General features: G+C 61.3%; 23 protein-coding genes. 11 read left to right on the plus strand and 12 right to left on the minus strand.

Annotated elements, in window-relative coordinates:
- Nucleotides 1-100 precede the first annotated feature (100 nt).
- The 3 genes from VUN82_01370 to VUN82_01380 are packed head-to-tail and all read left to right on the plus strand — an operon-like array spanning nucleotide 101 to nucleotide 2,113.
- Complete coding sequence (locus VUN82_01370; GenBank protein ID XAS72537.1) at nucleotides 101-1,087, plus strand: aldo/keto reductase; 987 nt, start codon at nucleotides 101-103, stop codon at nucleotides 1,085-1,087.
- Nucleotides 1,088-1,133: 46 nt separating this feature from the next.
- The gene (locus VUN82_01375) at nucleotides 1,134-1,601 is read left to right on the plus strand and encodes an SRPBCC family protein (GenBank protein ID XAS72538.1); all 468 of its coding nucleotides are present in this window, start codon (nucleotides 1,134-1,136) and stop codon (nucleotides 1,599-1,601) included.
- Nucleotides 1,598-2,113, plus strand: a complete 516-nt coding sequence (locus tag VUN82_01380) for a GNAT family N-acetyltransferase (GenBank protein ID XAS72539.1) — start codon at nucleotides 1,598-1,600, stop codon at nucleotides 2,111-2,113. The genes VUN82_01375 and VUN82_01380 overlap by 4 nt, the downstream gene beginning before the upstream one ends.
- Here the strand turns inward: VUN82_01380 and VUN82_01385 are convergent, their stop codons facing one another.
- Nucleotides 2,114-2,515 carry a VOC family protein gene (locus VUN82_01385; GenBank protein ID XAS72540.1) on the minus strand — a complete coding sequence of 134 codons (402 nt, stop codon included), beginning with the start codon at nucleotides 2,513-2,515 and terminating at the stop codon, nucleotides 2,114-2,116.
- Between the two features lie 33 nt (nucleotides 2,516-2,548).
- Nucleotides 2,549-3,481 carry a DMT family transporter gene (locus VUN82_01390; protein XAS72541.1) on the minus strand — a complete coding sequence of 311 codons (933 nt, stop codon included), beginning with the start codon at nucleotides 3,479-3,481 and terminating at the stop codon, nucleotides 2,549-2,551.
- Here VUN82_01390 and VUN82_01395 point away from each other — a divergent pair.
- On the plus strand, nucleotides 3,480-4,895 hold the full coding sequence (locus VUN82_01395) for a PLP-dependent aminotransferase family protein (GenBank protein ID XAS72542.1): 1,416 nt from the start codon (nucleotides 3,480-3,482) through the stop codon (nucleotides 4,893-4,895). The genes VUN82_01390 and VUN82_01395 overlap by 2 nt on opposite strands.
- Before the next feature lie 154 nt (nucleotides 4,896-5,049).
- Here VUN82_01395 and VUN82_01400 read toward each other — a convergent pair whose 3' ends face one another.
- The gene (locus VUN82_01400; GenBank protein XAS72543.1) at nucleotides 5,050-6,669 is read right to left on the minus strand and encodes an MFS transporter; all 1,620 of its coding nucleotides are present in this window, start codon (nucleotides 6,667-6,669) and stop codon (nucleotides 5,050-5,052) included.
- Nucleotides 6,670-6,961: 292 nt separating this feature from the next.
- A complete protein-coding gene (locus VUN82_01405; GenBank protein ID XAS74576.1) occupies nucleotides 6,962-7,750 on the minus strand; it encodes a putative protein N(5)-glutamine methyltransferase in 789 nt (262 codons plus the stop codon).
- A 257-nt stretch (nucleotides 7,751-8,007) separates the two neighbouring features.
- Between VUN82_01405 and VUN82_01410 the strand changes: the two genes are divergently transcribed.
- The gene (locus VUN82_01410) at nucleotides 8,008-8,256 is read left to right on the plus strand and encodes a hypothetical protein (GenBank protein XAS72544.1); all 249 of its coding nucleotides are present in this window, start codon (nucleotides 8,008-8,010) and stop codon (nucleotides 8,254-8,256) included.
- Between the two features lie 87 nt (nucleotides 8,257-8,343).
- Nucleotides 8,344-8,604 carry a hypothetical protein gene (locus tag VUN82_01415; GenBank protein ID XAS72545.1) on the plus strand — a complete coding sequence of 87 codons (261 nt, stop codon included), beginning with the start codon at nucleotides 8,344-8,346 and terminating at the stop codon, nucleotides 8,602-8,604.
- An 89-nt stretch (nucleotides 8,605-8,693) separates the two neighbouring features.
- Here the strand turns inward: VUN82_01415 and VUN82_01420 are convergent, their stop codons facing one another.
- Nucleotides 8,694-11,243, minus strand: a complete 2,550-nt coding sequence (locus VUN82_01420) for an ATP-dependent DNA ligase (protein ID XAS72546.1) — start codon at nucleotides 11,241-11,243, stop codon at nucleotides 8,694-8,696.
- 38 nt (nucleotides 11,244-11,281) lie between these two features.
- On the opposite strand from VUN82_01420, the gene VUN82_01425 reads away from it, so the two are divergent.
- On the plus strand, nucleotides 11,282-12,148 hold the full coding sequence (locus VUN82_01425) for a Ku protein (protein XAS72547.1): 867 nt from the start codon (nucleotides 11,282-11,284) through the stop codon (nucleotides 12,146-12,148).
- A 46-nt stretch (nucleotides 12,149-12,194) separates the two neighbouring features.
- Here the strand turns inward: VUN82_01425 and VUN82_01430 are convergent, their stop codons facing one another.
- The 4 genes from VUN82_01430 to VUN82_01445 all read right to left on the minus strand — a co-directional run bounded on the left by VUN82_01430 (nucleotide 12,195) and on the right by VUN82_01445 (nucleotide 16,524).
- The gene (locus VUN82_01430) at nucleotides 12,195-13,031 is read right to left on the minus strand and encodes a carbohydrate ABC transporter permease (protein ID XAS72548.1); all 837 of its coding nucleotides are present in this window, start codon (nucleotides 13,029-13,031) and stop codon (nucleotides 12,195-12,197) included.
- Entirely contained in the window at nucleotides 13,028-13,987 is a 960-nt protein-coding gene (locus tag VUN82_01435; GenBank protein XAS72549.1) for a sugar ABC transporter permease, read from the minus strand. The genes VUN82_01430 and VUN82_01435 overlap by 4 nt, the downstream gene beginning before the upstream one ends.
- 6 nt (nucleotides 13,988-13,993) lie before the next feature.
- A complete protein-coding gene (locus VUN82_01440) occupies nucleotides 13,994-15,289 on the minus strand; it encodes a sugar ABC transporter substrate-binding protein (GenBank protein ID XAS72550.1) in 1,296 nt (431 codons plus the stop codon).
- Between the two features lie 80 nt (nucleotides 15,290-15,369).
- Complete coding sequence (locus VUN82_01445) at nucleotides 15,370-16,524, minus strand: aminotransferase class V-fold PLP-dependent enzyme (GenBank protein ID XAS72551.1); 1,155 nt, start codon at nucleotides 16,522-16,524, stop codon at nucleotides 15,370-15,372.
- A 307-nt stretch (nucleotides 16,525-16,831) separates the two neighbouring features.
- Here VUN82_01445 and VUN82_01450 point away from each other — a divergent pair, with 307 nt between their 5' ends.
- Nucleotides 16,832-17,524 (plus strand): FCD domain-containing protein, encoded by a 693-nt coding sequence (locus VUN82_01450; GenBank protein XAS72552.1) that lies wholly within the window; start codon nucleotides 16,832-16,834, stop codon nucleotides 17,522-17,524.
- An 11-nt stretch (nucleotides 17,525-17,535) separates the two neighbouring features.
- On the opposite strand, the gene VUN82_01455 is transcribed toward VUN82_01450, so the two are convergent.
- Complete coding sequence (locus tag VUN82_01455; GenBank protein ID XAS72553.1) at nucleotides 17,536-17,802, minus strand: Rho termination factor N-terminal domain-containing protein; 267 nt, start codon at nucleotides 17,800-17,802, stop codon at nucleotides 17,536-17,538.
- A gap of 50 nt (nucleotides 17,803-17,852) precedes the next feature.
- On the minus strand, nucleotides 17,853-18,371 hold the full coding sequence (locus VUN82_01460; GenBank protein XAS72554.1) for a DUF6328 family protein: 519 nt from the start codon (nucleotides 18,369-18,371) through the stop codon (nucleotides 17,853-17,855).
- Nucleotides 18,372-18,487: 116 nt separating this feature from the next.
- On the opposite strand from VUN82_01460, the gene VUN82_01465 reads away from it, so the two are divergent.
- The gene (locus tag VUN82_01465; protein ID XAS72555.1) at nucleotides 18,488-18,754 is read left to right on the plus strand and encodes a hypothetical protein; all 267 of its coding nucleotides are present in this window, start codon (nucleotides 18,488-18,490) and stop codon (nucleotides 18,752-18,754) included.
- 173 nt (nucleotides 18,755-18,927) lie between these two features.
- On the opposite strand, the gene VUN82_01470 is transcribed toward VUN82_01465, so the two are convergent.
- Complete coding sequence (locus VUN82_01470; protein ID XAS72556.1) at nucleotides 18,928-19,098, minus strand: hypothetical protein; 171 nt, start codon at nucleotides 19,096-19,098, stop codon at nucleotides 18,928-18,930.
- 303 nt (nucleotides 19,099-19,401) lie between these two features.
- Here VUN82_01470 and VUN82_01475 point away from each other — a divergent pair, with 303 nt between their 5' ends.
- A complete protein-coding gene (locus VUN82_01475) occupies nucleotides 19,402-19,881 on the plus strand; it encodes a DNA starvation/stationary phase protection protein (protein ID XAS72557.1) in 480 nt (159 codons plus the stop codon).
- 34 nt (nucleotides 19,882-19,915) lie between these two features.
- Nucleotides 19,916-20,872 carry a DNA topoisomerase IB gene (locus tag VUN82_01480; GenBank protein XAS72558.1) on the plus strand — a complete coding sequence of 319 codons (957 nt, stop codon included), beginning with the start codon at nucleotides 19,916-19,918 and terminating at the stop codon, nucleotides 20,870-20,872.
- Nucleotides 20,873-20,892: the final 20 nt, after the last annotated feature.

Here is a 20,892-nt window from a genome sequence, read left to right on the forward strand (position 1 = left end):
GCGTAGTAAGGCACTGGCAGTACCCCTTACGTCAGTACCTCCCATATGAGTCGAGAACGTTGTTGACTGGATCCACTCACTTAAAGCAACGGGAGGCATCATGCACACACGGACACTTGGGCAAGGGTTGAAGGTCTCGGCCATCGGTCTTGGCTGCATGGGGATGTCCCAAAGCTACGGCCCCAACCCGGGGGACCGGACGGCGATGATCAAGGTACTCCGTGAAGCGGTGGATCTTGGTATCAACTTCTTTGACACGGCCGAGGTCTACGGGCCGTTCGTCAATGAAGAACTCGTCGGCGAGGCGCTTGCTCCTATCAAGGACCAGGTAGTCATTGCCACGAAATTCGGCTGGCGCATCGAAGACGGCAAGTCCGTTGGCCTGGACAGTTCTCCTGAACGGATCAAGCGAGTGGCGGACGAGTCACTCCGCAGGCTTGGCGTGGAGACCCTGGACCTCTTTTATCAGCACCGTGTTGATCCAAACGTGCCAATCGAGGACGTCGCGGGAGCTGTGGGCGAGCTGGTCCAAGAGGGCAAAGTACGCCACTTCGGGCTGTCCGAGGCCTCCGCCACCACTATTCGTGCAGCCCATGCAGTCTTCCCCGTGACCGCTGTCCAGAGTGAGTATTCGTTGTGGACACGGGATCCGGAACCGGAGGTGCTCCCAACGCTCGCGGAACTCGGCATTGGCTTTGTCCCGTTCAGTCCACTCGGCAAGGGATTCCTCACGGGCACCGTGGATCCGTCCACCCAATTTTCGCCGGGTGACGTCCGCGGCACTATCCCTCGATTCACCACAGAAAACCGCGCGGCTAACCAGGCGCTCGTGGATCACGTGGCCGAACTTGCGGCCTCGAAAGGTGCCTCACCCGGACAGATCGCGCTGGCATGGCTTCTCGCGCAGCAGCCGTGGATTGTCCCGATCCCGGGCACACGACGTCGGGAACGGCTTGAAGAGAATGCGGCCGCAACCAACGTCGCGCTCTCCGCTGATGAAGTGGCCGATCTGGATGCCGTGGCGAGCAGGATCGGGGTACAGGGCAACCGCTACAACGATCAACACATGGGCCTCGTGGGAAGGTAGCAGCAACACCGGAGCGCTGCCCGGCAGAGTCTGGGAAGATCAAGGTATGCCCGTTGCTTTCGTCTGCCGAACCCGCTCCGCCATGTCACCGCAGGAGCTGTTCGACCTGTCCCGAAACATCGACGCCCACGTTGGCTCGATGACAAAAAGCAGGGAAAAAGCCATAGCTGGCGTCACCACAGGTCTGATCTCGGAAGGCGAGCACGTCACCTGGCAGGCGTGGCACCTCGGAGTCCGTTTCCGCATGACCAGCCGCATCACGCGTATGGAGGCACCGGCGTCGTTCACTGACGAGCAGGTGCGTGGCCCTTTCAAGTACCTCCGTCACACGCATGAGTTCCGGCAGGACGGCAGCGGGACGCTGATGGTGGACACCGTGGAGTTTGCTGCCCCCTTCGGGCCGCTGGGCCGCCTGCTGGAGAAGCTGGTCCTGGCCAGATACTTGCAGGATTTGATCGAAACCCGCAACGGGTTCCTCGTGGGTCAGGCACCTCCCGCACTGGATAAGCGGTGATCCGGCTAGCTCGACCTGACGATCTGCCGCGTTTGCAGGACATCGAACGGGCGGCGGGGGAAGCCTTCCGGGCCCTGGGCATGGATCAGATCGCGGACGACGAGCCCTTCTCCCTGGACGAGATGAACGTCTACGTGGCTGTCGGCCGTGCCTGGGTGTGGGTCGATGGGCTGGACTACCCCTTGGCGTACTTGTTGACGGACATTGTTGATGGCAACGCGCACGTGGAGCAAGTAAGCGTGCACCCAGATCAGGCGCACCAAGGACTCGGCCGGGAGCTGCTGCATGCTGCACGGGTGTGGGCAAGGGGGCATGGCATGCAGCGCCAGACGCTGAGCACGTTCCGCGACGTGCCGTGGAATGCGCCGTACTATCGCCGCCTCGGGTTCCAAACGCTCGACGCCGGAAGTTGGGGCCCGGAGCTGGCCAAGCTCATGGAGCACGAAGCTGAGTTGGGGCTGACGCGTTGGCCTCGGGTCGCCATGTGGCGTCCCGTGGTTCCGCCGAGGTAGCTACTCAGCCACCAGCTCAACTTCGTAGCTGTCAGTGTTGATCAAATACGCGGCGTAGTGGTCCGGACCGCCGGCGTGCGGATACTTCGACTCGAACATCTCGTACCAACCGGCGTCGGCACCGAGTGCGCGAATCCGGTCCACATTTTCCCGGGTGCCAGCATGGAAGGCCACATGGTTGAGCCCGGGATCGGTGCGCCGGTGGGCGGTTCCGGTGATGGCATCGGTACCTTCCACCACCACGTACGTGCCGTTGAGCTTCCAACTGCACCCGGTGGGCCAGTCCTGGAAGGGCTTGTACCCAAGCTCGCCCAGGAGCCAGCCCCACTCCTCCCGGGCTCGTTCAAGGTGCGGCACCCAGATCTCAAGGTGATGGATCGAACCCACAGTTGTGTCAGGCATGGGCCGAGTCTACGAGATCAGGGCGTGGCAGCGTCAGGGATTCGACGGCGGGTTGAGCCTGACGCGGACAGCGGCACCTGCGCAGAGGATCACGGCGAGTCCGCCAACCGCGGTGGTCCACGTCATCGATTCTCCCAAGAGCAGGCTTGCCCAAGCGATGGTCATGACCGGCTGGACCAGTTGGATCTGGCTGACTTGTGCCATAGGGCCGATCGCCAGACCGTGGTACCAGGCGAAGAATCCGAGGAACATGCTCACAACACCCAGGTAAGCGAAGGACAACCACTGGACCGGTGTAGCAGAGGGAGCTCCCGAACCCAGTGAAAGCAGCGTCAGCAGCAGCATGACAGGGGAAGCAACCACCAGCGCCCACGAGATCGTCTGCCACGGACCGAGTTCCCGTGCCAGCAGACCTCCTTCCGCATAGCCTATGGCTGCGGCGATCACCGCGCCGAGGAGCAGCAGGTCAGCCCAGTGAAGCTGACCGAAACCGCCGGACTGAACCAACGCGAATACCAGTGCGGCAACAACTCCTATGGCAGTCAGGACCCAGAACAAGGGCCGGGGACGTTCGCGGCCCCGGATGACCGCTACCGTTGCAGTGGCCGCAGGCAGTAGCGCGATGACGACGGCTCCGTGGCTGGCAGTGGTGGACGCCAGCGCGAATGTTGTCATCAAGGGGAAGCCCGCAACGATGCCACCGGCCACCACAGTCAGTCGAACCCATTGGATGCCCTGCGGGAAGCGTTGGCGGGTCAGGCCCAAGGCCAGTGCTGCAAGAATGGCCGCAACCACGGCCCTGCCTGCGCCGATGAACAGGGGAGATAACCCTTCAACGGCCACTCGGGTGAAGGGAACCGTGAACGAGAATGCGACAACGCCAAGTAGGCCCCACCAGACGCCTGTCGACGTCCGGCTGGATACCACTGGCCGCGAAAGTGTAGTAGCGCTACTATTGTGACTCATGAATAACGATAGCAGTTCCCGGATTGTCTCGCGAGTAAAGGAATGGATCGCAGGGGCCGCTCCGGGAGCGAAACTGCCATCCACCCGTCAACTCGTGGCGGAGTACCAGGCAAGCCCCGTGACGGTGCAGAAGGCGTTGAGGACGCTGACCGCCCAAGGCTTGATAGAAAGCCGCCCCGGCGTTGGCACTTTCATCCGGGCTTACCGCACTGCCAGGCCGTCCGATTACGGCTGGCAGACAGCTGCACTCCGAGCCGCCCAAACGCCGCGCCTCCTGAATTCTGGCGCTATGCGCAGCGCGTCGAACGACGTCATCGCCTTCCACTCCGGCTATCCGGACCGGGAACTCCTGCCGGAGCGGCTCGTCCGGGCCGCACTTACCAGGGCTGCCCGCGGCGACGCTGCGCTGTCGCGGCCGCCGGCCCAGGGCCTTCCCGAACTGCAATCCTGGTTTGCGCACGAGCTGAGCACCTCGACGCCGGTTGGCGTCACGCCGCCCCAGCCAAGCGACGTCGTCGTACTTCCCGGGAGCCAGAGCGGACTTAGCTCCATTTTCCGCGGGTTGGTGGGGCATGGCCGACCTCTGCTGGTGGAGTCACCCAGCTACTGGGGTGCGCTGCTGGCCGCTGGCCAGGCCGGTGTTCACGTTATTCCGGTGCCGTCCGGTCCTGACGGGCCTGATCCTGAGGAGCTGGCGAGGGCTTTCGAGGAATCCGGGGCCCGGATGTTCTACGCGCAGCCCAACTTTGCCAACCCCACGGGTGCCCAATGGTCTCCCGAACGGTGCGAGGAGGTCCTCCGGATTGTCCGCCAGCACGGTGCTTTCCTTGTGGAGGACGACTGGGCCCACGATTTCGGTATCACCGCGCAGTCCGTCCCACTCGCCGCCAAGGACGATTCCGGCCACGTGGTCTACATCCGCTCGCTGACCAAGAGCGTCTCGCCGTCCATCCGCGTGGCAGCGATTATCGCCCGCGGTCCCGCACGGGAACGGATCATGGGTGCGCAGGCTGCGGAGTCGATGTACGTCAGCGGCCTGCTTCAGGCCGCAGCGCTCGACGTCGTCACTCAACCCGGCTGGCAAACGCACCTTCGCGGACTGGGCCATCAGCTGCAGTCGCGCCGCGACCTGTTGGTCACCAGCCTCCGCGAGCACGTTCCCCAGGCGCACCTCAGCCACCTGCCCAAAGGCGGCTTGAACCTGTGGCTGCGGTTGCCGGACGGGTTCGACGTCGATCAGCTCACCAAGGATTGCGAAGCGGCCGGAGTCCTCATCGCCGCTGGAACGGAGTGGTTCCCTGCGGAACCTGAGGGCCCGTACATCAGGCTCAACTACGCCGGCCCCAATCCGGGCGGATTTCCCGAGGGTGCGCGGATTATCGGAGAGGCGGTCAAGGGTTTGCTGCCGGGTTAGGGGAGTGACGTCGCGTAGGCGAGCACCGCCGTCGAGCCTTAACAGCCGTAGCCACCAATCTCAAGGAGAGCGCCTTGGCATCGGTGGCTACGGTGGGCGGCGGGTTGCCGCGAACTATCTGAATCGCTGTGCAGAAGTTGCAGGCACGTGATCCCTAGACCGGGGTCAGGTCCTTGTCACGCCGGCCGAACACTTCATCATCAATGGGCTGGCCGTCGAACGGCATTTCGTCCAGGTTGATGAGCGGGTTGGTGTCCTGGGTGGCAACGAGTTCGCGGGCCTCTGCGGCGGTGTCCACGCTGGGCATGGAGCCGGGCAGGGGACGCTGGGCGGATTCACGCAGGAAGTAGATGGCAATGGCACCCACGATGGACGTTCCCATCAGATAGTAGGCCGGCATCATGTCATCGCCGGTGCCTTCAATGAGGCCCTGCACGATGAACGGAGTGGTTCCTCCGAAGATAGCCACCGAGAAGTTGTAGGCGATGCCCATTCCGCCGTAGCGGCTGGACGTCGGGAACAGCGCCGGGAGGGCAGAGGCCAGGTTGGCAATGTAGAACGTCACCGGGAAGGCGATCAGGGCAAGGCCGGCCAGCGTGGACCAGATATCGCCGATCCCGATCAGCATGAAGGCAGGGACCGAGAAGACGATGGTGCTGCCCGCGCCGATCCACAGCACGGGACGGCGGCCGATACGGTCGGACAACTTACCTGTGAGCGGGATGCACAGGGCCATGATCACCAGGACCGGGATGGTCAGCAGGGTGCCATGAACGGGGTCGTAGCCCTTGGAATCCGTGAGGTATGTGGGCATGTAGGAGGTCAACGCATAGCCCACAGTGTTGGCTGCGGCGGCGAGGATCATGGCCAGCACGATCTGGCGCCAGTAGGCCTTGATGATGCCAACCGGGCCCTTGGCGACGTCAGCATCCTGTGCTGCGGCGTCCTTGGCGATGGCTTCCTGGGCGTCCAGGGTGGCCTGGAACTGCGGGGATTCCTCGATTTTGCTACGGAAGTACACAGCGATGAGGCCAAGCGGACCGGCGATCAGGAACGGAAGCCTCCAGCCCCATTCCTCCATCGCTGCCTGTCCGAGCGTGAGCTGCAGGACTGAAACCAGTGCGGCGCCGAGGGCGAAGCCGATGTAGCTGCCCATGTCCAGGAAGCTGGCGAAGAAGCCGCGGCGCTTGTCCGGGGCATATTCGCTGACGAAGGTTGTAGCACCGGCGTACTCACCACCGGTGGAGAAGCCCTGGACGAGCTTGAGGATCACCAGCAGGGCGGCGGCCCAGATGCCGATCTGCGCGTAGCCGGGCAAAAGTCCGACGGCGAACGTGCTTGCCGCCATCAGCATCAGTGTTGCTGCGAGCACCTTCTGGCGGCCCACCTTGTCGCCGAGCCAACCGAAGACGACGCCGCCAAGTGGGCGGGCGATAAAGGTTGCGGCGAAGGTGCCGAGAAGGAAGAGTGTCTGGACGGACTTGTCCGCTTCCGGGAGGAAGACGGGGCCCATGGTGGTGATGAGGTAGCCGAACACGCCGACGTCGTACCATTCCATGGTGTTGCCGACGATCGTGCCGCCTAGTGCTTTCTTCAGCATCGGCTGATCCACAACATTGACGTCGGATTCTTTCAACCGGCGTTTGGTGCGGAGCTTCGTTTTCTTGGCGTTCTTTACAGTGTTGGCAGCGGCCGTTGCAGCGGCCGAAACCAGGTTTCCATTGGCGTTCCTTGCGCCTGGCGGAGAGACGGTGTTGCTTTGGTCTATGGGCATTTGGGCTTCTCCTAGGGAGGTCATTTGCTTGCGACTTCTGGCTGCCCCGCTCCGGGCAGGTGTTCAATTTTACGCGGTTTGCCCCTCAAACCCCAGTTGAGATCCGATTTATAGGGTGTTTCACGGAGCAATTTGCCTAGTTGTCTTACATCTTTTTGCCCGGCCTTGCCCTGTAATGGCGCGGAATCGGCACGGTTTTCGCCCTGCCGAGCACGTTGTTACCAAATTGTTTAGCTCAGCCCATGAAAGGGCGCGTTTTGAGGGTCAAAAGCTGACGGATCCGCGCCTTTGCTTAACGTCCTGTTCGGGTGATACCCAGCACGATGGTTGCGTCCAGATCGTCGTCCGTCACCACCCGTGCACGCAGGCCCGACTGTTCCATGATCCTGGCGGTTTCGGGCGCTTGGTCTTCCGAGGTTTCAATCAAGAGGCAACCGCCCGGCGACAACCACTCAGCCGCGTGCTCTGCAACCCGGCGCTGGACATCCAAACCGTCAGTACCGCCGTCGAGCGCCACCATCGGTTCATGCAAGCGCGCCTCAGGCGGCATCATGCCGATGGAACCCGTAGGTACATACGGAGCATTGGCGAGCACCACGTCCACGAGTCCCCGAAGTTCAAGGGGGAGGGCGTCGTAAAGATCGCCTTCGAAAACGCGCCCGCCGCGGGGCTCTACGTTCTTGCGCGCGCAGCTCACCGCGGCTGGATCAATGTCGGCGGCGTACAGCTCGCAGCTTCCCAGAAGATCGCTCAGTGCCGCACCGATCGCCCCCGAGCCACAGCAAAGATCAACGACGACGCCACCCGGCGGTGCGATTTTCGCCGCCTGGCGCACCAGGAACTCCGTGCGACGCCGTGGAACGAAGACGCCGGGTTCAACAACCATGCGGCTCCCGCAGAAGTGCACCCACCCGAGGATGTGTTCCAAGGGCACTCCTTTGACGCGCTGATCCACCATGGAGTCCAAATGCTCTGGACTCGTGGCGGCATCAATGAGGAGTTGCGCTTCGTCCTCCGCGAAGACGCAGCCGGCATCGCGGAGGGTGGTGGCGACGGACATTCTCCTGGTCACGGGTGTCATGCTAGCCGAGGGGTTCACAAAAGCTGCGATTCTTGGTTAGGGTATGACGCATGGGAACACTGATTTTTGAGTAGACCGGCCTATGCCTTAGCGGCCCTCCGCCCTTAATGGCACAGCCGAGTTTCACCTGACAAAAATCCATGCCTGTTGAGGCCCTGCCTCCATGCCGTTCCCGTTGTCGACGCTATTTTTCTCGAACCGCAACGCCATGGTTTTGGTGCTTCTTCAGGACTCACACCACTGAGGAGTCCACTTTTATGACTGCCAATCCTTCCGAAAACAACACTCCGGAGCCCGCTGCCTCGGGAAATGACGACGCTGCGTCGGGTACTCCAAAGCCTGCCACCGGCGGCATCAAGTCCAAACTGACCGATGCCCAGAAAGCGATGCTCGCCAGCAAGTCCGGCGGTGGCGCTCCCGCTGGCTGGCAAAGCACGGGCAAGGGGCACAAACCTACATCCGCCAGCGGCAAGCAAGCCAAGACGGAGAAGAAGGTCCGTTGGTGATTCCTGGACGCAGGTAAGTCCTGCAGACAACCATCTTCGGCGCGCCTAGTATTGAAATTCCTTCGTTCCATAGGGAAAGGAAGAACCATGACTGCAAAGAATCAAGCCGAAAATATCGATCCCGAGGTCGCCAGCCACTTGGTGGAGGCCATGGACATGGCTCCCATGCCTGAACCGGCAACCATTGACGTGTCCCTGGGTTTGGACCAGGAACAGCACTGGCCCGACGGTAGCGGCAAACGCCGGCACCCGAAGGACCAGGACCAAGCCCGCGGACGTATGGGGCAAGGCGCAGCAGTGACGGCGATCCACCGGACCAGCCGCCCCCAGATGCCGCACTCCTCCTAACCGCTGACACCCGAGCCGACCCACGTAGGCAGCCCAACTGACTAGCACTTGTGGTTGTTATGAGCGCTGAGAACAACCACTAATGCCAGTCAGTTGGGCTGGCTTACGTCTGCCGGGGACTTGTCCGGACGCCACCCACGCCACACGGGGTGCCGTAGCCTGCCTGGGCCCGTCCATTCCCCGAAGGTCACTTCTGCTACCAGCTCCGGCTTGACCCACTGGGCACCGGCTGCGTCCTCGCGGGGGATGTCGGCGAAGGGGGAATCTGCTACCAGGCGTGGCTCCAGTTTCTCCATGACATCCCTCAGCTGCCACTCCTTGAACCCGGTGCCCACCCGGCCCACGTAGTGCAACTTCCCGCCCTGGGGAATGCCCAACAGTAACGAGCCGAAGCTCCCACTCCGGGCACCAGCGCCAGGACGCCAGCCGCCCACGACCACTTCCTGACTCTGCTCCAGCTTGAGTTTGATCCACGAGTGGCTCCGCCGGCCGATCACGTAACGGCTATCTGCTTTCTTCGCCATCACTCCTTCCAAGCCGAGCTCACGCGCGCTTGTCATGAGGTCGTCGACGTCGTGGTCCAAGACAGCTGAAAGGTGAAGCGGGCAGCCAGCGCGCAAGCGCCCGGCAAACGCCTCAAGCCTCTCGTGGCGCTCACGGAAAGGCAGCCCGCTCAGGTCCGTGCCGCCGTCGTACAGAAGGTCGAAGAGCATCAGCTGCACCGGGACGGAAGCCCGTGCCCGCTGGATGTCTGCGGACTTCACTAGGTTCATCCGTAGCTGCAGCCGGCCGAAGTCCGGCCGTGAGCCCTTGCCAAGCGCCACGATTTCACCGTCAGCCACGAAATCGCCGTCGGGCCAGCACGAGCGGTCTGTCAGTTCGGGGTAGGTGGCGGTGAGATCGTTGCCGTTGCGGCTCATCAGACGAATTCTGCCATCGGTGGCGGTTCCGGTGCCGGTGATGATGGCCCGGATTCCGTCCCACTTCAGTTCGAACAGCCAGTCGTCGCCATGAAGGTCGGCGACGGTGCCGGACGTGGCAAGCATGGGAGTGTAATTCGGCATTGGCTGGGGAGCAGGGGTTTGAACGGGTGCCGGCTTAGGTGCCCCGGCACTGGCAGGCCGCCTGCCACCTGGCTGCTCCTTCATTAAGTGGATCAGCCACCGGTCACCCGTGTTGATGAGCGCCAAGCGCTTGGTCCCGTGCAGTCCACCTCCGGGCTGGCCCGTTAGCGTTGCGATCACTTCCTTGCCGTCCCGCCATTTCTCGCACGTGTACTCGCCACGGTCCCAAATGGTCATGGTCCCAGCGCCGTACTCACCTTTGGGAATGACGCCGGCGAAGTCCGCGTACTCCATCGGATGGTCTTCCGTGTGTACGGCGAGGTTGTTCCGGTCGGGCGTCTCCGGGACACCACGCGGCAAAGCCCAGGACGCAAGGACGCCGTTGTGCTCCAAACGCAGATCCAGGTGGTAGCGCCGGGCATGGTGCTCCTGGATGACGAAGATGCCGCCGGGCGGCGCGGGGTCGCCCGGTTTGGGCTGGTCGGATGAGGAGCCTCCGGGCGTCGCCGAGGCAAAAGCAGCCGACGACGCCGGGAACGGCTCCGGGGTCTTCTCCGGATCGCGCATCCCCACATATTTGGCGAGACGGTTCTCTACAGTCACCACGCGCTCGCGGGAACCTGAACCGCTGCCGGTTCCGGCGCCGTCGTCGTCATCCGAATACTCTCCATGCGGCGGAAGGTGCCGTGAGGAGATGGGGGCGAAATGGTCCTTGCCGGTTTTGACCCGCTTCATCACCGCTGTGTAATCAAGATGGTCCAGGGTGCTTGAAGAGAGCTCCCGCCACGTGCGCGGCGCTGCGACGGTAGGGTGGGCTTTCCCCCGGAGCGAGTAGGGCACGATCGTGGTCTTGTTGCCGCTGTTCTGGCTCCAGTCCACCAACACTTTGCCGTGGCGGAGGGACTTCTTCATGTCGCTGACCACCAGCTCGGGGTGGTCGGACTCAAGGGCACGCGCCAGCTCATGGGCGAAGGCCGATACCTGCTCGGACTTCAGCGTTCCCTCCAACCCGGTGTAGAGGTGTATGCCTTTGCTGCCGCTGGTCACCGGCACGGGTTCCATGCCCATGTCTTGCAAGATGGAGCGGGCAAGTTTGGCCACCTCAACGCACTCAGGCAGGCCTGCGCCGGGACCAGGGTCGAGGTCCAGGACGAAGCGGTCAGGCCGGAGCGGATTCCCTTCAGCGTCCACCTGCCATTGGGGTACGTGAATCTCAAGAGACGCGATCTGTGCCATCCACGTGAGTGTGGCGAGGTTGTTGACCATGGGGTAGACGTTGGTGTGGTCCGAGTGCTGGATGGCGGTGCGGGGGATCCACTTGGGTGCGGAGTCTTCAAGGTTCTTTTGGAAGAACACCTGTCCCGGGTTCTCGGCGGTGCCCACACCGTTGACCCAGCGCTTGCGGGTGACGGGCCTGTTGGCGGCGGCAGGAATGAGGAAAGGCGCGACGGCGGCGTAGTACTCCAGGACCTCGGCTTTGGTGGTTCCGGTCTCGGGGTAGATGATCTTGCCCAGGTTGGTGAGGGTCAGCTCGTGGCCTTCCACGTTCACCCGCTCCTGTTGCTTGCCTGCCACCTCTTCTCCTCTGCTGTCTTGTGCTGTTGACTGGGTGCATGAGGGCCATATGGAAGGGATCTATCGCGTTCGGTCTGGTCAACGTACCAGTGAAGCTTTACAGCGCCACGGAGGACCACGATATTGGCCTTCACCAAGTCCACAATAAGGACGGCGGACGCATCCGGTACCAGCGGAAATGTGAAATTTGCGGCGAAGTTGTTGCTTACGAAGATATCGACAAGGCCTACGAAGAGGAAGGCCGCACCGTGGTGCTCACAGCGGCCGAATTGAAGTCCCTGCCGGAAGAGAACAGCCGCGAAATTGAGGTGGTGGAATTTATCCCCGCCGAGCAGCTGGACCCGATCATGTACGAGCGCAGCTATTTCCTGGAGCCGGATTCCAAATCCCCCAAAGCCTATATGTTGCTGCGGCAGACACTTGAGGACACAGACCGGATTGCAATTGTCCAGTACGCGCTGCGGCAGAAGACGCGTCTTGGTGCCCTGCGCGTACGCGGGGACGTACTCCTTCTGCAGGCCCTTCTCTGGGGCGACGAAGTCCGCGAGGCCAAGTTCCCCTCGCTTGAGACGGACATCAAGATCTCCGATAAGGAGCTCGAAATGTCCTCCGCGCTGGTGGATTCCATGGCCCACGATTTCGACCCCGACGAATACACCGACGACTATCAGGTGCAGCTTCGTACGTTGATCGAGGCCAAGCTGGAAAAGGGCGAGGCGCTCGATACGGAAGCCACGTTCGGTGTCACGGAAGGCGAAGGGGAGGGCGGCGACGTCATCGATCTCATGGAGGCGCTGAAGCGGAGCCTGGACAAGAAGCGGGGCAAGGAAAAAGCGGCCGACGACGACGCTGCCGCCAGCAAAGCTACCAGCAAGCCAAAGGCGCGGGCCAAGAAAAAGGCCTGACCCGGCGTCGGACGCCCTGATGGGCGCCCGACTGCACTTGCACGAGCTAGCCCTTGACTGACCCGGCCGTTAGTCCTTGGACAATGAACTTGCTTGCAAAGGCAAAGATTGCCAGCGTTGGAACGACCGTCAGGACCGCTGCGGCGGACATCGACCCCCAGTCAATGTTGAAGCTCGAGATAAACCCGGCCAACGCCGTCGGGATGGTCTTGTTGCTGTCGCTGTTCATCAAGGTCACTGACAAGAAGAGTTCATTCCAGCAGTTAACGAAGTTGAAGACGAAGCTTGCCGCGACGCCGGGCAGCATGACAGGAACCAGGACTCTGAACAAGGCTCCCAACCGCGAACAACCGTCGATCATCGCAGCTTCTTCCAAGGCGTCAGGAACATTCTCGAAGAAACCGCGGAGCATGATGGTGCAAAACGGAATGCAGATCGCAATGTAAATGAGGATCAGCCCGGTCTTGGAATCCACAAGCCCCATATTGGTCATCATCAGATACAGCGGCCCCAAGGCAATGAAGCCTGGAATCATCTGCGTGATCAGGAAGGCCCCCAGCACCGCGCCGCGACCTGAGAACTGGAACCGGGCCAGGACATACGCCGAGAGCAAGGAGATCAGCGTTGCCACCGATGAAGCCACCAGTGCCACAACCAAGCTGTTGAGCATGTATTGGCCGAAATCCGACTTGGTGAAAAGTCCCATGTAGTTTTCGAAGGACAGTTGCCGGGGCCAGTAGTCCAACGGCAGCGAGTAAATGGCGCCCGGTTCCTTCAACGACGTCAGGATGATCCAGTACAGCGGGAAAACCGTGGCCACGAGGCATGCTCCGAGGAAAACGAACTTTCCCACGCGCCCTATGAAGCTCTGCTGATTGATCATCGTGCTTCCTTTCGAGGACGGACCGCCATGAGGTAGAAGGCTGCGAAGAGGGCGAGCGTGAGGACGACTATCAGCCCCAGGGCTGACGCCTTGCCGTAGTCACCCTCCTGGGTAATTTTGATCATGTAGGTGGTGATGATGTGCGTCTGGTCAGCCGGGCCGCCGCCTGTCATGGCGAAGATGATGTCCGGGAAATTGAAGATCCAGATCACCCTCAGCAGGATGGTCAAAGCCAACGTGGTGGCGATGCTTGGCAACGTGATGTTGAAGAACGTGCTTACCTTCCCGGCTCCATCCAGTGCTGCAGCCTCGTACATTTCGTCGGAGACGGACTGCAGTGCGGCGAGGATCATGATGGCGAAAAACGTGACGCCGTACCAGATGTTGGCAATGATGATCGCGGTCATCGCGAATCCGGGATCCGAGAGCCACGGGATGGGCGAGCTGATGATCCCGGCTTTCATCAGCAAGTCATTGACGACGCCAAACTCCGCGTTGAACATCCACCGGAAGAGCATGCCGATCAGGAATCCGGACACTGCCCACGGAAAGAAGATCATGGCCTGGTAAGCCCCGCGCATCCTGAACTTTCGTTTCAGGAACAGCGCCACTGCAAAGCCTATGATCACCTGAGGCACCAAGGACCCAACCACCCACACCACCGTGTTCCGGACAATGCCCCAGAATTCCGGCGTTTCGAGCAGGCTTAGGAAGTTGCCGAACCCCACCCACGAGGTGTCGGAGAGATCATTCAGATTCCAGTTGCGGAACGCCATCTGGCTGCCGGCGATCATCGGGTAGTAGATGAAGATTCCGACGAATACCGCCGCCGGGGCCAGGAAGATCAGCAGCGTGAAGGCTGTCCTGGGATTGAAGCGCTTCTTGGACCGATTGCCGGTGCCGGCCACGGACCCGGCGTTGGCCTGCTTCGAGGGGAGCTTGGTGTCGAGGCTCACCGGAACCTAGCCTGCCCACTTTTGAGACCAGTAAGTGTCCCAGCTGGACAACAACTCACTGGTGGACATCTTCCCCGTCAGGACGCGCTGGAGTTCGCCGTCGGACTTCTTGATCCACTCGCTCCACCACGAGACACTGCGCGGCTGGACAGCGGAAACGTAGGTCCCGGGATTTTCCGTCATCTTGACGTAGGCGGCCCAAGGACCGGTGCTGTAGAAACTATCCTTGGCTGCGGACTTCAAGGTTGGCACCAGGCTGTTGTCCTTGCTGAAGGTAGTGGCAGCGTCGCCTTGGGCGAGGTATTTAATGAGTTTCACGGCCTCGGGCTTGGCTGTGGATGCGGCGGCAATTCCCCAGCCGGCAGATGCCACTGGTTGAATCGCTTTCCCGCTTGGTCCTACCAAAAGGGGCGCTACGTTCCACTGGTCCTCCTTGATGGACTTGGACTCCCGCACTGTGGCGATGACCTCCGGGTCCTGGAGCAGGAACGAGGTGGAGCCGTTGCTGAAGCCCTGGACCATTTCCGGGTAACCCCAAGCCACTGAGGACGGGGGTGAACCCTTCTTGAAGAGATCAATGTAGAGATCCATTGCCTCCTGCGCTTTGGGCGAGGAGAAAATTGTCTTGCCGCCGGTCAGCTTGAAGGCGTTTTCCTTGTCGATCTCGTCAGCGACGTAGGCCTCGATGATGGCGACGGCGTTGGAGTTGGCGTTGGTGCCCCCGCGGAACGCGTAGCCGAACTTGTTCTCTGCCGGCTTGTTGATGGCCGACGCCTGCTCCAGCATCTCGGACCAGCTGGCAGGTGGACCGGAGAATCCTGCTTCCTTGACGACGTCGGAGCGGTAGAACAGCGAAAGACCGTAGAAGCCGTATGGAATGTAGTATGTCTTACCGTTCTGCTTCGAGTACGTGACGGCGTTGTCCGTCAGGTTGTCCCAGCCCTCCCATCCTTTGAGGTCGGCCGACATGTCATACAGCCACTCGTTGGCACCGAAAGATCCCACGGTGATGTCACGAGCCTCGACGACGTCGATTCCCTTGCCGGACTGAAGCATCTGCTGGATCTTCTGGTCCGCCTGATCAGTTGGCGGAGAGATGAGGTCAACCTTGATGTTCGGGTTCGCTTGCTCGAAGCCGGATATGAGCTTCTTCAAGGTGTCTGTACGTGTCGGATTGGTGAGGCTCTCCACCATCTTCAGCGTGACTTTTCCGTCTTTGGCGGGCTCGGCGCCGCCACATCCGGCAAGTGCAAGAACGGCCGCGAGACCGGCTGCGGCAGACATGATGAATCTGGATTTCATGTGGATCCTCCAATGACTTGGTGAGCGTGGGTAATCGCCGCCCCGGCGGGGTGGCATTGTCGGTGGTGGCTAAATTGGCGCTAGCGGGAGCCAGCGAGCCGGACGAGCTCCGGAACCGCTCTTTCCGCAAAGGTTTCGTAGTCCTTCGGCGAGTTGTACAGGTGTGCCGAGAGCCGCAGGAAGCCCGCGCCGTTGAAGGTGGTGATGGCCGTTTCGATATCCAGCCGATCCGAGATGTGGGCACGGACGGCGTGCGAATCCTCGTGCGTGGTTGCGAGTCCCTTTGGCAGCCGGACCAGACGCAGTGGGCCCACCGGCATACCGACCTTGATCGCTGGATCCTCGCCTGTGGCGTCGGCGAAGGCGCCAGCGATCAGGGTCTGGCCGTAATCGCACAGCTCAGCGGCGTACCTGCGAAACGTTGCCCAACCGTAGCGTTCCTCGATGGTGTCGAATGCGGTGCGGGCTGCCATCCATGCGGTTACGTCTTGTGTTCCGACGTGGTCGAAATTCTCCGGAAAGCCGTAGGGGAAGCCCCACGAATCGATCAGTGGTTCCAGCGTGGCCGCAGCTGGTCCGCGTGCCACCAGCGCCGCTGTTCCCCGGGGCGCGCAAGCGAACTTGTGGAGATTTCCTACCCAGAACCCCTCGAAGTCCGGCACGGGAAACTCCAGGACACCCGGGGCGTGGGCTGCGTCCACCAGAACCGGCACGCCCAGGCGGGAGGCTCCCAGGGCGATCGCCTCGACGGGGAAAGACCGGGCCGTGGCAGACGTTATCTGGTCCACCACAATGAGTGCTGTCTTGCTGGTGACTTCGCCCATGACAAGGGCGCAGGCGGTCTCGGCATCCGCGTCAAGGGGGATATCGGCGATCCTCACGAGGCCACCGTTCCTGCGGGCAACGCGCTCTGCGCCCTGCAACACCGCCCCATATGCATGGTTGGTCGTCACGATTTCGGCGCCGGGCTCGAAGCTCAGCGAGTTGTATACGGTGCTGATGCCCGCGCTGGCGTTATGCACAAGTGCCACGTCTCGGGAGCTGACGCGGAGGAAGTCCGCGATCTCGGACCTCGCTGTGGCCACCAGTTGGAACTGACCCATGAACCACGGGCAGGGATTCTGGTCCATGGCCGCTTTGAGACTGAGCTGCTTGGCCTGGGCTATCCGTGGTACGGAGCCGTATGAGCCGTGGTTCAGGTGGACTTTGGATGGTGTGAGGCTCCAGTCGACCATTGAGGGTTCGCCCTCGGGGGTCAATATGGGATGCGGGGCCGTGAGCGCTGCTGGGAACACGGTGTCCTTCGTGGTCGGGGAAGAGTGAACGCTCTGTAAGTTACATCACAGATCCGACCAAGGCAACGGACAATCGCAAATAGTCATAAGATGACTTTGGGAACACCCCTGCAAATGACCCTGTTTGGGCGCCATTCTCCGCAGATAGGTATGATGTCTTGTCGTTTGAGGTATGACAATGGGATCTATCGACTCCGGCGACACGAGCGTGCGGTAGCGTGTTACGAGTATCTGAAGGAGGCACGTATTGGGTGCTGTCGAAACGGCCATGCAGGGCCTAAGAAACAAGATTGCCTCTGGCGAACTCGCGGCTGGGCAGAAATGCCCGCCAGAAGCTGAGTTGGCCGCCCAGCTCGGTGTTTCGCGGAGCTCCCTTCGGGAGGCTGTGCGGGCGATGTCTGCCCTGGGGGTGATGGAGTCCCGGCATGGCTCGGGAACTTATGTTTCTTCCTTGGAACCGACGGTTATCCTCCAGAATTTTGCCCTTCTGGTGGATCTGCTTCCGCTGGACGGCCTGCTCGAACTCTTCGAGATCCGCAGGTTGATGGAGTCACACGCTGCAGCTGCCGCCGCCGCGAATGCCACTCCGGAGGTCCTGGCCAAGCTGACGGCGCTCGTGGAAACCATGGAGGCTACGGACAGCCCTACCGAGTATTCCGAACTCGATTCACGCTTTCATGAAGAAATCTGCCGCGCGAGCGGCAATTCGACTCTCGCGGCACTCGTCAGCCTGTTCCGTTCCCGCGGTGGACACTTCCATATCTTCGACGGCAAAGAGGGGGCCCAAGTCCGGGAAGGCAGCACGGCGGGGCACAGCGCAATCGTGGACGCGATAGCCCGTAGGGATCCTACGTTGGCCGCCACCGCGACCGCTGCGCATATTGCACAGACTGAGTCCTGGCTGAAGAAGTTGCGGCCTGCCCCGAGGCTGGAGGATTAGGCTCGCGTGCCTTAGTGGTTCCGCAGCATTGATATGATCTCGGACTTCTTCTTGCCGGAGTAGCCCTTGATTCCGAGTTCCTTGGCGCGGGACTTCAGTTTGTCCACAGTCCAATCGTCGTAGTCGCCGGACTTGCCTCCCTTGCGGCCTACTTCCTTGCGTCCCTGTTTGGCAGCGGCATTCGAAACACGGGCCGCTTTTTCCTTGGAGGCGCCTTCGTCGCGGAGTTCTTCATATAGCTTCGGGTCCTTCAGACTCGAATTCTTCTTTCCAGGCATGATTCGTTTTCCTTTCGGCTATTGATTCGGCGGCTGTCTCATAATGTGGCTCACGGTGCATTTCCGCTCTTGCCGTTCCCGTTTTGCAGGGCCCTTCGGTGCAGCCAGATAGGCATGCCCACAACGAGTAGCAGCAGGACCAGGATGATGAAGCTACCGGCAATCAGAGCTGCTGTTCGCCCGGCCGTGACATCGAAGACCAGGGTGGCCGAACCTACAATCAGGATGGCCACGCCCGCCAATGCCCATTTGGTGATCGCGTCGGCGCTGGAGACGAGAGTGGCTTTGAGTCCCCGGCGGAAAAGGCGGCGATGCACGCTGACCGGAAGCAGGATCAAGGCAGTTGTCAGGGCGGCTGCCATGACATTGAAGAGGTAGAGACCGCGTTGCCAGTCGTCCAGGTGCTCAAAACGCGCCTGGAAAGGCAGGGTCAGCAGGAAGCCGCCCAGGATCTGGACTCCGGTCTGGAGCACCCGCAATTCCTGGATCAGCTCCATCCAGTTGCGGTCCATCCGTTCTTCAACGGTTTCGTTCCTGCCGGTCCTGGGAACCTGCTCCGGCTCTACCATTCGTACACCTCCACATAGCTATTGGTGGACGCTGACACTACACCGGACTACGGTCGAACTGTCAGCATTCCTCGAACAATTTTCGAAGGCCTCAAAGGATTTCCAAGGAGGAAGAAATGAGTCAGGACGAACACCGCGTTGACCCGGAGGACGCTGCCGGCGGCTATGGCACGCCAACGCCTGAGCAGGAATTGCCAGGACAGGGATCGGAGCGTGAAACACCGGAAAGGCCATCGCCCGGAACTCCTCCCGGGCCGGGGGAGCCACCTGAGGGCAGCCCCACTCCGGAAGACCCGGATACTTCACCCGTTCCGGAATCACCGGACGAATTCCCCACTCCGCGGGATCCCGACGCGGCGCCCCCTCCCAGTGCGGGCGACTAAGTACGGACGACTAAAGCTCCTGTTCCCGAGCACCTGTCCGGGTGCCGGATGCGCGGGAGGACTGCCCCTGCCTGCGGTTCCACTGCAGTGGGACAGTCCTCACGTTCCGCGGTATTCATCGGCGGTCCGACCATCGTGCTCGGCCGGTTCGGGTCATTGTCGCGGTGCGCGCTCTATACCGTGTGTCCCCTGCGGCCCGACATGAAGCTGAGCAGCCAGCCGATAGCTGCGATGACGAGGAGGACGACGCCTACCCACAGCAGCCAGTTCAGGGCCGACGAGAAGCCGCCCACCAGGAGAAGGACAATTGCAACTACACCAGCAATGATCAGAAGCGTGTTCATGGTCAGCACATTCCTTTCTGGGGGAATCCGCAAAGAATCTATTGGATTCCTGACTATGCATTCCTATTTACTTCTACGGGTACTTGGGAGCGTTCCACCGCCTCCGAGTGCCCTTTATCGCTACCACTTCCGGTCCTCACCGAGGGGTGAAGTTCGCCAGATGTGAACAGCAACACTCTTCATTGTACTACTAAGCAACCTTATGAAAGAGTTATTGAAGTCGCCACTTGATGATTGACCCACATCGGAGGAATTCGACACCAGGGTTTTTCGCTTGCACCGACCGTCCAAGGAGAGGAAAACATGAAAGCGTCACAGCAGCTTGCAGACAACCTTCAAATCGTCCTGACAGACCTGATCGAGCTACAGCTCCAGGGCAAGCAGGCGCACTGGAACATCGTCGGCCCGAACTTCAGGGACCTCCACCTCCAGCTGGACGAACTCGTTGCCGCCACCCGTAAATTCGCCGACGACACGGCGGAGCGGATGAGGGCCCTTCACGCCCTGCCCGACGGTCGGAGCGGGACCATCTCGGCGGGTACCCGCCTTGAAGAATTCCCTGGCGGGCTGGTCAACACCAAGAATGCAGTCAAGCTGGTCACCGAACGTGTGGAGCGGACCGTCCAGACCATGCGGGACGTCCATGACGAGGTGGATGAAGAAGATCCCACTACAGCGGATCTTTTGCACGAATTCATCGCTCGCCTGGAGCAGCTCGTGTGGATGATCAACGCCGAAATCATGAGCGCCGGAGCCGCGGTCACGGATCCTGACGAAGCCTAACCGGGCCAGAGAAGACGCGATCCTCGGATTGAGAATGCCAAGGCTTCGGCGAAGTGACCTTTCCAAGCCCGGTATTGAACGCCGCAGGGCCGGTAAAGGGTTCAGTTACAGGTATCCCGACGGGAGCCTGGTAAGCCAAGAGGATCGCCAGCGCATTAATGCGCTGGCGATCCCGCCTGCGTGGACCGAGGTGTGGATCAGTCCCGACAGCAATGGGCACATCCAGGCCACGGGAGTGGACGCGGCGGGTCGAAGCCAATACATCTATCACCCTCGATGGCGCGAACGTAAAGACACCGAGAAGTTCCAGCGGGCCGCGGAATTGGGCTCGGTGCTCCCTGCCGTGCGCAGGACTGTCACGCTGCACTTGAAGGACACATCGTCTCCCAGGCAGCAGACCTTGGCCGCGGCCGTGCGTCTCATGGATCTAGGCGCTCTCCGCGTGGGCTCTGAAAGCTACATGCGTCAGAACGGCTCCTATGGACTCACAACCCTCAGGTGCCGGCACGCCCGAATCAAAGAGAACGCCGTCGGCCTGAAGTTCCCTGGCAAGAGCGGACAATGGTGGGACATATCCATTGAGGATCCCGCGCTGGCAGCTTTCCTTGAGCCGCTGGCGCGTCGGCCTGGCAAGGAACGGTTGCTGGCCTACCGATCCGACGGTTCGTGGGTTTCCGTGGATGCTTCCATGATCAACGAATACCTGCGTGGAATTGCCGGAGCAGCCTACACGTCCAAGGATTTCCGTACTTGGAAGGGGACCGCCGCAGCGGCCCTGTCCTTGTTGAAGTCCGAAGGCGCTGTCACGCGACCCCAGGCTTTGGTGAAGGCCATGAAGGATGCTGCCCAACTGCTGGGCAACACCCCCACCGTGGCGCGCACTTCCTATGTGGACCCCAGGATCGTGGAGGCCTATCTGTCAGGAGAATTGCAGGACGTGAATCCGACCGAAGCCTCAATTGCCGCTTTCCTCATCGGGAAGCAGAGCTAGCGAGGCTGAACGCCCAAACT

Source organism: Micrococcaceae bacterium Sec5.1 (assembly GCA_039636795.1).
GTDB lineage: Bacteria > Actinomycetota > Actinomycetes > Actinomycetales > Micrococcaceae > Arthrobacter.

Excerpts from the sequence above, each read along its gene's own strand:
- VUN82_01410 (XAS72544.1), top strand. The coding sequence starts at position 8,008 with ATGACTGCCAATCCTTCCGAAAACAACACTCCGGAGCCCGCTGCCTCG.
- VUN82_01415 (XAS72545.1), top strand. The coding sequence starts at position 8,344 with ATGACTGCAAAGAATCAAGCCGAAAATATCGATCCCGAGGTCGCCAGC.
- VUN82_01460 (XAS72554.1), bottom strand. The coding sequence starts at position 18,371 with ATGGTAGAGCCGGAGCAGGTTCCCAGGACCGGCAGGAACGAAACCGTT.
- VUN82_01445 (XAS72551.1), bottom strand. The coding sequence starts at position 16,524 with ATGGTCGACTGGAGCCTCACACCATCCAAAGTCCACCTGAACCACGGC.
- VUN82_01390 (XAS72541.1), bottom strand. The coding sequence starts at position 3,481 with ATGAGTCACAATAGTAGCGCTACTACACTTTCGCGGCCAGTGGTATCC.
- VUN82_01405 (XAS74576.1), bottom strand. The coding sequence starts at position 7,750 with ATGACACCCGTGACCAGGAGAATGTCCGTCGCCACCACCCTCCGCGAT.
- VUN82_01425 (XAS72547.1), top strand. The coding sequence starts at position 11,282 with ATGAGGGCCATATGGAAGGGATCTATCGCGTTCGGTCTGGTCAACGTA.
- VUN82_01375 (XAS72538.1), top strand. The coding sequence starts at position 1,134 with ATGCCCGTTGCTTTCGTCTGCCGAACCCGCTCCGCCATGTCACCGCAG.
- VUN82_01385 (XAS72540.1), bottom strand. The coding sequence starts at position 2,515 with ATGCCTGACACAACTGTGGGTTCGATCCATCACCTTGAGATCTGGGTG.
- VUN82_01440 (XAS72550.1), bottom strand. The coding sequence starts at position 15,289 with ATGAAATCCAGATTCATCATGTCTGCCGCAGCCGGTCTCGCGGCCGTT.
- VUN82_01465 (XAS72555.1), top strand. The coding sequence starts at position 18,488 with ATGAGTCAGGACGAACACCGCGTTGACCCGGAGGACGCTGCCGGCGGC.
- VUN82_01430 (XAS72548.1), bottom strand. The coding sequence starts at position 13,031 with ATGATCAATCAGCAGAGCTTCATAGGGCGCGTGGGAAAGTTCGTTTTC.
- VUN82_01480 (XAS72558.1), top strand. The coding sequence starts at position 19,916 with ATGCCAAGGCTTCGGCGAAGTGACCTTTCCAAGCCCGGTATTGAACGC.
- VUN82_01395 (XAS72542.1), top strand. The coding sequence starts at position 3,480 with ATGAATAACGATAGCAGTTCCCGGATTGTCTCGCGAGTAAAGGAATGG.
- VUN82_01370 (XAS72537.1), top strand. The coding sequence starts at position 101 with ATGCACACACGGACACTTGGGCAAGGGTTGAAGGTCTCGGCCATCGGT.
- VUN82_01455 (XAS72553.1), bottom strand. The coding sequence starts at position 17,802 with ATGCCTGGAAAGAAGAATTCGAGTCTGAAGGACCCGAAGCTATATGAA.
- VUN82_01470 (XAS72556.1), bottom strand. The coding sequence starts at position 19,098 with ATGAACACGCTTCTGATCATTGCTGGTGTAGTTGCAATTGTCCTTCTC.
- VUN82_01400 (XAS72543.1), bottom strand. The coding sequence starts at position 6,669 with ATGCCCATAGACCAAAGCAACACCGTCTCTCCGCCAGGCGCAAGGAAC.
- VUN82_01475 (XAS72557.1), top strand. The coding sequence starts at position 19,402 with ATGAAAGCGTCACAGCAGCTTGCAGACAACCTTCAAATCGTCCTGACA.